Source organism: Planomonospora algeriensis (genome assembly GCF_977012225.1).
This window is the reverse complement of the sequence record NZ_CDRNDK010000244.1, coordinates 1-9,543: the sequence shown is the minus strand read 5'-3', so window position 1 is coordinate 9,543 and position 9,543 is coordinate 1. Positions and strand designations below refer to the sequence as shown.

Genomic DNA, 9,543 nt, shown 5'->3' with positions numbered 1-9,543 from the left:
AGCGGCGGCGGCGCCGAGTCCGGCGCCGCCGAGCGCTCCTCCGGGCGGCGCTCCTCGGCGAGGCGCCCCTCGAAGCGATCCGCCAAGCCGTCCCCGAAACGCGACCCCGCCGCGGAACCGGAGGGGATCCTCGGCCGGCTGGAGGCCTGGGGCCTGAGTCCCGTCCAGCAGAAGTTGGTGGTGGCCGGCGTCTGGGCGGTGGGAGTACTGGCGGCCGTCGGCGCGCTGCTGCTCGCGATCGCCGCCATCGGCAACGACTACGTGCCCGAGCCGCCCGCCGCCGACGCCGGGACCGCCGCATCCGAGCCCAGGCCCGCCGCCTACCGGGGCTGGCCCTCCTCGAAGGTGTTCGCGCCGATCGCGCAGAGCAAGGCCGATCCCCTGCCGCTGATCCCGAAGGACGTCTTCGCCGAGAAGACCCTGAAGGAGGGGCGGATCACCCTGAAGCTGACGGGAACCAAGCTCGACGCCGCCTGCGCAGAGGCGGTGTGGGGGCGGACCCTGACGGACCTGCTGGCCCAGGGGGGATGCACCCAGGCCCTGCGGGGGACCTACACCAGTGCGGACCGGCGCTACGTCGCCCAGTACACCCTGTTCAAGCTCCGGGACGCGGCCTCCGCCGACGGGCTGGTGAGCTCGCTGGCCACCCTGCACCGGGGCGGCTGGGTCCGGCCGGTGGACCCGGCCCGGCCGCTCTTCACGGCGGACGGGCACAGCGAGGGCAGCGGGCACGCCATGGGGCACTACGCCGGGCTGGTCTGGATCGGGCGCGCGGACGGCGCCGAACCCGACGCCAAGGACGACTTCGTCTCCCTGTCCCTGGCGGTCAGAGGGGCGGAGAAGGCCGTGTTCCGGCGCGTCGTCGCGGTGGCCCCGGCTTCCTGATGGCGCGTCCACGCGGTGACGGCCGCCGGCCGTCATGGGGGACGGCCGGGCTCGCCGGAGGTCCGCTCCGGAGGCGTCGCCCGGACCGCCGCCGTAGACCGCCCGTACCCCGGTAAGCTCGATGCCCATGCGCAAATGGATCGCCCTGGCCGCCGCGGCCGTCGTCGTCGCCGCCGGGACGGCGTCCTGGTGGCTGCTGCGCGAGGAGGCCGGTGTGCGGCCGGCGACCTTCCGGAGCGAGCTGAACACCGCCCACTACGCCCCGATCGCCACCCGCGCGCTCGACCCGGAGCCGCTGACGGCCGCCGAGGTCTTCCCCGCCGGGCAGGTCGCCTCCGGCGGGATCACGCTGACGGGCGGCAGACCTGAGTCCCTGGCCGACTGCGCCTCGGCCGTGTGGGGGAGCGCCGAGGCGGCCGTCGCCGGATGCACCCAGGCGCTGCGGGCCGGTTACACCTCGGCGGACGGCCGGATCGCCGGGCAGTTCCTCATCTTCAACCTGGCCGACTCCGCCGCCGCCGACCGGCTCGTCGCCGCGTTCGGCCGCGACGGCTTCGTCCGGCCGGCGCCCGGCCTCTCCGAGGCGTTCGACGGCGCCCGGGGCTGGGCCCAGGCCAGGGCGCTGGGCCACTACGTCACCGTGAGCTGGGTCGCGCCGCGGCGAGAGGGCGCCGCGGCGGACCTGACCCATCCGCAGCTGGCCGTCGACGGTCTCGGCTTCGCGGTCCAGCGGCGCCTGGTGTGATCCCGTCCCGCCTGCGGGGCCGTCGGCGCCCGGCTCGGCGGTCCGGCGACGGCCGGTGCGATCTCGTCCCGCCTGCGGGGCCGTCGGCCTCAGTCTCACGGTCCGTCGGCGGCCGGTGCGGCGAGGGAGGCCGCCACCGCGGCGGGCAACTCCGCCAGGCGGTCGGCGGGCAGCTCCAGCACGGTGACGTCCGCCGACCACGGGGCGGCCTCCGCGACGACGGCCTTCGCCTGCTTCTTGGTCAGGTCGCCCCGCTCCCGGATGAGGGCCTCGCGCCAGGTGTTGGCGAGCTTGCCGTGGGCGTTGTCGAGGATCCGGCGCAGGACCCGCTCCTGCCCCGGCTCGGGGAGCGGGCGCCGTACGGCCTCGACCGTCCGGCCCGTCACGGTCAGCTCGTAGACGCGAGACAGCGGCCCGGCGGTCAGGTCCGCGGGGGGCGCGGCCGTCCAGGCCCGGACGCGGCGGGCCCGGGTGGCGAGGAGGAGGCGGGGCAGCACGGGCTCCATCCCGGTCGGCACGGCCACCGCGACCTCGGCGACCTCGGCGGCGTACGGCTTGGCGAGCCAGGTCGAGAGCCGGGCCCGGGGGAGCTTCGGCAGGACGTCGCGCGGCCACTCACCGACGAGCACGGCGGGGGTGAAGCCCTCCGCCGGCAGGTCGGGGGCCGCGTCGGCGGCCACGTCGGCGGGCCGGGACTCGACGGACTGGGGGCCGTGGGTGTAGATGGCGGCGCCGAGCCCGTCGACGCGGGCGGCCACGGCGGGCCACGTCTTCGTCGTGGGGCGCAGGACGTACAGGTCGCGGCGGAGCCGATGGCCTCGGCGCCGTGGTAGCGGTTGAAGTCCGGGTAGATCGCCTCGCTGACCAGGTTGAGGGCCGAGAGCGACTGCTGCACCTTCAGCGCCAGCGCCGGGGTGTGCTCGCCGGCGCCGTACGCCAGCAGGACGCGGCCGTGCTCGCGGTCGGCGATCCCCTCGGCGGCGCGGGCGGCGAACAGGCCGATGCCCTCCGGGGTGTACGGCGGGTCGGTGACGGCCAGGTCGGCCCAGCCCCGCACGGAGGCGGGCAGTCCCAGACGCAGGTCGGCCCAGCGGGTGCGGACGGACACCCCGAGCCGCTCGGCCTGCTCGGCGATGTAGGCCAGGATGCGCTCGTCGACGTCCACCACGGCCACCTCGGCGTCCGGGCGCAGCAGCGCGGTCGCCAGCGAGGTCAGGTCGTGGTCGCCCACGCACAGGATCCGGGCCCCGGGCAGCCAGAACCGGGCGTCCATCAGCAGCGCCCGCCGGACCACGGTGTCGGCGGTCGCGGCCACGTGGTCCAGCGCCTGGCGGCCCCGGGGGGCCTTGGCGACCAGCTCCTCCATCCGGGCCAGGAGGTCGGCGTGCCCGCCGAGCAGGTGGGCGACCGGGTCGGCGGGGCCGTGCGGCGCGGCGGACAGGCCGGGGAGCGGATCGCGGAGCCGGAACCGGTCGCCGGAGCGCTCCAGGTGGGCCCCGGCCGCGCGGAGCAGGGCCTCGACCGCCCGCCGGGACGTCGCGGTCTCGCGGACCAGGTCGGCCAGCGTCCACCACCTGCCGTCGCCGAGCAGCGCCAGCGCCGTCCGCAACCGCCTGCCGTCCACGCCCGCGTGCCGGAGCAGCTCCTCGATCCCGTTCATGGTCCCCCACCCTAGAGGAACGCCCGCCCGGCGGCCGGTGGCCGGGACCGGACCTGGAAAGGTCTGGACCATTGCTTCTTGGCGGGGAGGAATACCGCGTCTGGCCTGCTCGTTAGGCGAAAAGGATTAATCCGCAGCAAATAGCTGCGACCGGGACCGGGTAGGCAGGTTTCCGACAGGGTACGGTAACCTTTACTCACCACGCAGCAGGGCCAACGTCGTCCCTTTGCTTGTTTCCACACGAAGCAGATGAAGACGACGGGAGGGATTCGATGCCTGCTGCCCACCTCGGTTTTCCCGAGCCCCAGGGCCTCTACGACCCCGCGCACGAGCATGACGCCTGCGGTGTCGCCATGGTCGCGGACGTGGTCGGACGACGCAGCCACGACATCGTCGCCAAGGCCTTGACGGCGCTGTGCAATCTCGATCACCGGGGGGCCCAGGGTAGCGAACCGGACACCGGCGACGGCGCCGGCATCCTGACGCAGATTCCTGACGCGTTCCTGCGCGCAGTGGCCGCCGAAGCCGGCCTCCGCGAGCTGCCCCCCGCGGGCTCCTACGCCGCCGGCACGGCCTTCCTGCCGGTCGACGCCGAGGCGCGCGCGAGCGCCGAGCGGCTGATCGAGGAGATCGCCGCCGAAGAGGGCCTGACCGTCCTCGGCTGGCGCGACGTCCCGGTCGACCGGACCCTCCCGGGCCCCAGCGCCCGCGCGGTGATGCCGTTCTTCCGCCAGCTCTTCGTGTGCTCCCCGGGCGGCGAGTCCGGCCTGGAGCTCGACCGGCTGGCCTTCTGCCTGCGCAAGCGGGCCGAGCACGAGGCGGACGTCTACTTCCCCTCGCTGTCGTCGCGGACGATCGTCTACAAGGGCATGCTCACCCCCGGCCAGGTCGAGCCGTTCTTCCCCGACCTGAGCGACGAGCGCTACGAGACCGCGATCTCCCTGGTCCACTCGCGCTTCTCCACCAACACGTTCCCGTCGTGGCCGCTGGCGCACCCCTACCGCTACGTCGCCCACAACGGCGAGATCAACACGGTCAAGGGCAACCGCAACTGGATGCGCGCCCGCGAGGCGATGCTGGAGACGGCCAACCTCCCCGGCGACCTGTCGCGGCTGTTCCCCATCTGCGACCCCGACAGCTCCGACACCGGCTCGTTCGACGAGGCGCTGGAACTGCTCCACCTCGCCGGCCGCACGCTGCCGCACGCGGTGCTGATGATGATCCCCGAGGCGTGGGAGAACCACACCGAGATGGACCCCGCGCGGCGGGCGTTCTACGAGTTCCACTCCTCGCTGATGGAGGCCTGGGACGGCCCGGCCTCGATCACCTTCTCCGACGGCACCCTGGTCGGCGCGGTCCTGGACCGCAACGGCCTGCGCCCCGGCCGGTTCTGGGTCACCGACGACGGCCTCGTCGTGCTGGCCTCCGAGGCCGGCGTGCTCGACATCGAGCCCGAGCGGGTCGTCCGCAAGGGCCGCCTGCAGCCGGGCCGGATGTTCCTGATCGACACCGCCCGCGGGAAGATCATCGAGGACGACGAGATCAAGGCGGAACTCGCCGCCGAGCTGCCCTACGCCGAGTGGCTCCACGCCGGCCTGGTCCGCTTCGAGGAGCTGCCCGCCCGCTCCCGCGAGATCCCGACCCACGAGGCGCTCGTCAAGCGGCAGCAGACCTTCGGCTACACCGAGGAGGAGCTGCGGATCATCCTGTCGCCGATGGCGAGGACCGGCGCCGAGCCGATCGGCTCGATGGGCACCGACACCCCCGTCGCCGTGCTCAGCGAGAAGCCCCGGCTGCTGTTCGACTACTTCAGCCAGCTGTTCGCGCAGGTCACCAACCCGCCGCTGGACGCCATCCGGGAGGAGCTCGTCACCTCCCTGGCCAGCACCATCGGCCCCGAGGGCAACCTGCTCGACCCGGGCCCGGCCTCCTGCCGCCAGCTGGTCCTGCCGTACCCGGTGATCGACAACGACGAGCTCGCCAAGATCATCCACATCAACGACGAGGGCGCCCTGCCGGGCTTCCAGCCGTACGTCGTCTCCGGCCTGTACGAGGTCGCGGGCGGCGGCCAGGCGCTGGTCCGGCGCCTGACGGAGATCCGGGCCGAGGTCTCGGCGGCCATCGCCGGCGGCGCGCGGATCATCGTGCTGTCGGACCGGGGCTCCTCCGCGGAGTTCGCGCCGATCCCGTCGCTGATGCTCACCGGCGCGGTCCACCACCACCTGATCGCCGAGAAGACCCGGACCCGGGTGGGCCTGGTCATCGAGACCGGCGAGGCCCGCGAGTGCCACCACATGGCGCTGCTCATCGGGTACGGCGCCGGCGCGGTCAACCCCTACCTCGCCATCGAGACCGTCGAGGAGATGGTCGACACCGGCGTGCTCAAGGTCGACCGGCACAAGGCCGTGCGCAACCTGATCAAGGCGTACGGCAAGGGCGTGCTGAAGGTCATGTCCAAGATGGGCGTGTCCACCGTCGCCTCCTACACCGGCGCGCAGATCTTCGAGGCGCTCGGGCTCGGCCAGGAGGTCGTCGACACCTGCTTCGCCGGGACCACCTCCCGCCTGGGCGGCGTCGGGTTCGACGTGCTGGCGCGCGAGACCGCCGAGCGGCACCTGCGGGCCTACCCGCGGGTGGAGAACGCCCACCGCCGCCTGGAGGTCGGCGGCGAGTACCAGTGGCGCCGCGAGGGCGAGCCGCACCTGTTCAACCCCGAGACCGTCTTCAAGCTGCAGCACGCCACCCGCACCCGCCGCTACGAGATCTTCAAGGAGTACACGGGCCTCGTGGACTCCCAGGCGGAGCGGCTGATGACGCTGCGCGGGCTGTTCCGGTTCAAGGACGGGGTGCGCGAGCCGGTCCCCATCGACGAGGTCGAGCCGGTCAGCGAGATCGTCAAGCGGTTCTCCACCGGCGCGATGTCGTACGGCTCCATCTCCGCCGAGGCGCACGAGACCCTGGCGGTCGCGATGAACCGGCTGGGCGGCAAGTCCAACACGGGCGAGGGCGGTGAGGACCCCGAGCGCCTCTACGACCCGGCCCGCCGCTCCTCCATCAAGCAGGTGGCCTCCGGCCGCTTCGGCGTGACCAGCGAGTACCTCGTCAACGCCGACGACATCCAGATCAAGATGGCCCAGGGCGCCAAGCCCGGCGAGGGCGGCCAGCTGCCCGGCCACAAGGTCTACCCGTGGATCGCCAAGACCCGGCACTCCACCCCCGGCGTCGGCCTCATCTCGCCGCCGCCGCACCACGACATCTACTCCATCGAGGACCTCGCCCAGCTCATCCACGACCTGAAGAACGCCAACCCGGTCGCCCGCGTGCACGTCAAGCTCGTGGCCGAGGTCGGCGTCGGCACGGTCGCGGCGGGCGTGAGCAAGGCCCACGCCGACGTCGTGCTCATCTCCGGCCACGACGGCGGCACCGGCGCCTCCCCGCTGACCTCGCTCAAGCACGCCGGCGCCCCCTGGGAGCTGGGCCTGGCCGAGACCCAGCAGACGCTGCTGCTCAACGGCCTGCGCGACCGGATCACCGTCCAGGTCGACGGCCAGCTCAAGACCGGCCGCGACGTGGTCATCGCCGCGCTGCTCGGCGCCGAGGAGTACGGCTTCGCCACCGCGCCGCTGGTCGTCTCCGGCTGCGTCATGATGCGCGTCTGCCACCTCGACACCTGCCCGGTCGGCGTCGCCACCCAGAACCCCGAGCTGCGCCGGCGCTTCACCGGCAAGCCCGAGTTCGTGGTCAACTTCTTCGAGTTCATCGCCGAGGAGATCCGCGAGTACCTCGCCCAGCTGGGCTTCCGCTCGCTGGAGGAGGCCATCGGCCACGCCGAGCTGCTCGACACCGCCTCGGCGGAGGACCACTGGAAGGCGGCCGGCCTGGACCTCGGACCGATCCTGCACCAGCCGGAACTGCCCGAGGGCGCCGCGGTGCGCAAGGTGCGCGAGCAGGACCACGGCCTGGACGCCGCCCTGGACAACACCCTCATCCAGCTGGCCGAGGGCGCCTTGGCGGACGGCACCCCGGTCACCCTGGACCTGCCCATCCGCAACGTCAACCGTACGGTCGGCACCATGCTCGGCCACGAGGTGACCAAGCGGTACGGCGGTGCGGGGCTGCCCGACGGCACCATCGACGTCCGGTTCACCGGCTCGGCGGGCAACTCCTTCGGCGCCTTCGTCCCGCGCGGCATCACGCTGCGCCTGACCGGCGACGCCAACGACTACCTCGGCAAGGGCCTGTCCGGCGGCCGGATCGTCGTCCGGCCGCACGAGGCCGCCCCGCTCGACGGCCACATCATCGCCGGCAACGTCGGCCTGTACGGCGCGACCTCCGGTGAGGCGTTCGTCCGCGGCGTCATGGGCGAGCGGTTCTGCGTCCGCAACTCCGGCGCGACCGCGGTCGTCGAGGGCGTCGGCGACCACGGCTGCGAGTACATGACCGGCGGGCGGGTCGTCGTGCTCGGGCCGACCGGCCGCAACTTCGCGGCGGGCATGTCCGGCGGCATCGCCTACCTGCTCGACCTCGACCCCGCGCGGGTCAACCGCGAGATGGTGGAGATCGAACCGCTCGGCGAGGCCGACTCCGAGGAACTGCGGAAGATCGTCGAAGCGCACCTGGCGGAGACGGGCTCCCCGGTGGCCAAGGAACTGCTGGCCGACTGGGATCCGGCGCGCTTCAGCAAGATCATGCCGACCGACTACAAGCGGGTCCTGCGCGCCGCCGAGGCGCGCGGCTCGAGGGCAGGGACATCGACGAGGCGGTCATGACGGCCGCGGTCCAGGGATAAGGGGGGTAACACCGATGGCTGACCCGAAGGGTTTCCTGAACCACGGGCGCGAGCTGCCGGCGCGCCGCCCGGTGGACGTCCGCATCCGCGACTGGCGGGAGGTCTACCAGGACTTCCCCGCCGAGAAGCTGATGAGGCAGGCGTCCCGCTGCATGGACTGCGGCATCCCGTTCTGCCACAACGGCTGCCCGCTCGGCAACCTCATCCCCGAGTGGAACGACCTGGTCTACCGGGACGACTGGCGCGAGGCGATCGAGAGGCTGCACGCCACCAACAACTTCCCGGAGTTCACCGGCCGCCTGTGCCCGGCTCCGTGTGAGGCGGCGTGCGTCCTGGGCATCAACTCCGACCCGGTCGCGATCAAGCGGGTCGAGGTCGAGATCATCGACCGCGCCTTCGACGAGGGATGGGTCGCCCCGCAGGTCCCGCAGGTCAGGACCGGCAAGCGGGTGGCGGTCGTCGGTTCGGGCCCCGCGGGCCTGGCCGCCGCCCAGCAGCTCACCCGCGCCGGGCACGACGTGGTGGTCTTCGAGCGGGCCGACCGGATCGGCGGCCTGCTCCGCTACGGCATCCCCGAGTTCAAGATGGAGAAGCGCCACATCGACCGGCGGCTGGAGCAGATGCGGGCCGAGGGCACCGAGTTCCGCACCGGCGTGAACGTCGGCGTGGACGTCACCGCCGCGCAGCTGCGCGCGGAGTTCGACGCGGTGGTCCTGGCCGGAGGCGCGACCCAGTGGCGGGACCTGCCCGTCGCCGGACGCGACCTGGGCGGCATCCACCAGGCGATGGAGTACCTCCCGCCGGCCAACAGGGCCGCCGAGGGCGACTTCCCCGAGTCCCCGATCTCGGCGCAGGGCAAGCACGTCGTCGTGATCGGCGGCGGCGACACCGGCGCCGACTGCATCGGCACCGCGATCCGGCAGGGCGCCGCCTCGGTGACCCAGCTGGAGATCATGCCGCAGCCGCCGGCCACCCGGCCGGGCAGCCAGCCGTGGCCCACGTTCCCCATCCTGTTCAAGATGGAGAGCGCCCACGAGGAGCTGGCCGACGACGGCGGGCAGCGAGTCTACGCGGTCTCCACCACCGAGTTCGTCGGCGACGCCGACGGCAACGTCAGGGCGCTGCGCCTGGTCGAGGTGGAGGGGCCGGCGAAGGGCTTCGCGCCGATCCCGGGCACCGAGCGGGAGATCCCGGCCGAGCTGGTCACCCTGGCGATGGGCTTCACCGGCCCGGAGAAGGGCGCCCTGCTGACCGACCTGGCCGCCGAGGGCGGCGAGGGCTTCTACGACGCCCGGGGCAACGTCGCCCGCGACAAGGGTTACATGTCCGCCGTCGACGGCGTGTTCGTGGCCGGCGACATGGGCCGGCGGCCAGTCGCTGATCGTCTGGGCGATCGCCGAGGGCCGCTCGGCCGCGCGCGGCGACCGCCACCTCACCGGGCGGACGGCCCTGCCGGTCGCGATC

The 9,543-nt window shown here is 73.3% G+C and carries 4 protein-coding genes and 2 pseudogenes; 4 read left to right on the top strand and 2 right to left on the bottom strand.

Translation table 11 applies throughout. From position 1 onward, the window contains the following. Nucleotides 1–885, top strand: an 885-nt coding sequence (locus ACWJ6R_RS22675; protein ID WP_449064160.1) for a hypothetical protein, incomplete at its 5' end; no start/stop codon positions are given. A 127-nt stretch (nucleotides 886–1,012) separates the two neighbouring features. Then, entirely contained in the window at nucleotides 1,013–1,630 is a 618-nt protein-coding gene (locus ACWJ6R_RS22670; protein WP_449064159.1) for a hypothetical protein, read from the top strand. Between the two features lie 95 nt (nucleotides 1,631–1,725). Here ACWJ6R_RS22670 and ACWJ6R_RS22665 read toward each other — a convergent pair whose 3' ends face one another. Both ACWJ6R_RS22665 and ACWJ6R_RS22660 read right to left on the bottom strand, forming a co-directional pair. Next, on the bottom strand, nucleotides 1,726–2,127 hold the full coding sequence (locus ACWJ6R_RS22665) for a hypothetical protein (protein ID WP_449064158.1): 402 nt from the start codon (nucleotides 2,125–2,127) through the stop codon (nucleotides 1,726–1,728). Next, complete coding sequence (locus ACWJ6R_RS22660) at nucleotides 2,052–3,290, bottom strand: bis-aminopropyl spermidine synthase family protein (protein ID WP_449064157.1); 1,239 nt, start codon at nucleotides 3,288–3,290, stop codon at nucleotides 2,052–2,054. The genes ACWJ6R_RS22665 and ACWJ6R_RS22660 overlap by 76 nt, the downstream gene beginning before the upstream one ends. 272 nt (nucleotides 3,291–3,562) lie before the next feature. Here ACWJ6R_RS22660 and gltB point away from each other — a divergent pair. Beyond that, nucleotides 3,563–8,079, top strand: a pseudogene (gene gltB / locus ACWJ6R_RS22655) (glutamate synthase large subunit). 14 nt (nucleotides 8,080–8,093) lie between these two features. Beyond that, nucleotides 8,094–9,543: pseudogene (locus ACWJ6R_RS22650) on the top strand (glutamate synthase subunit beta); the annotation flags it as partial.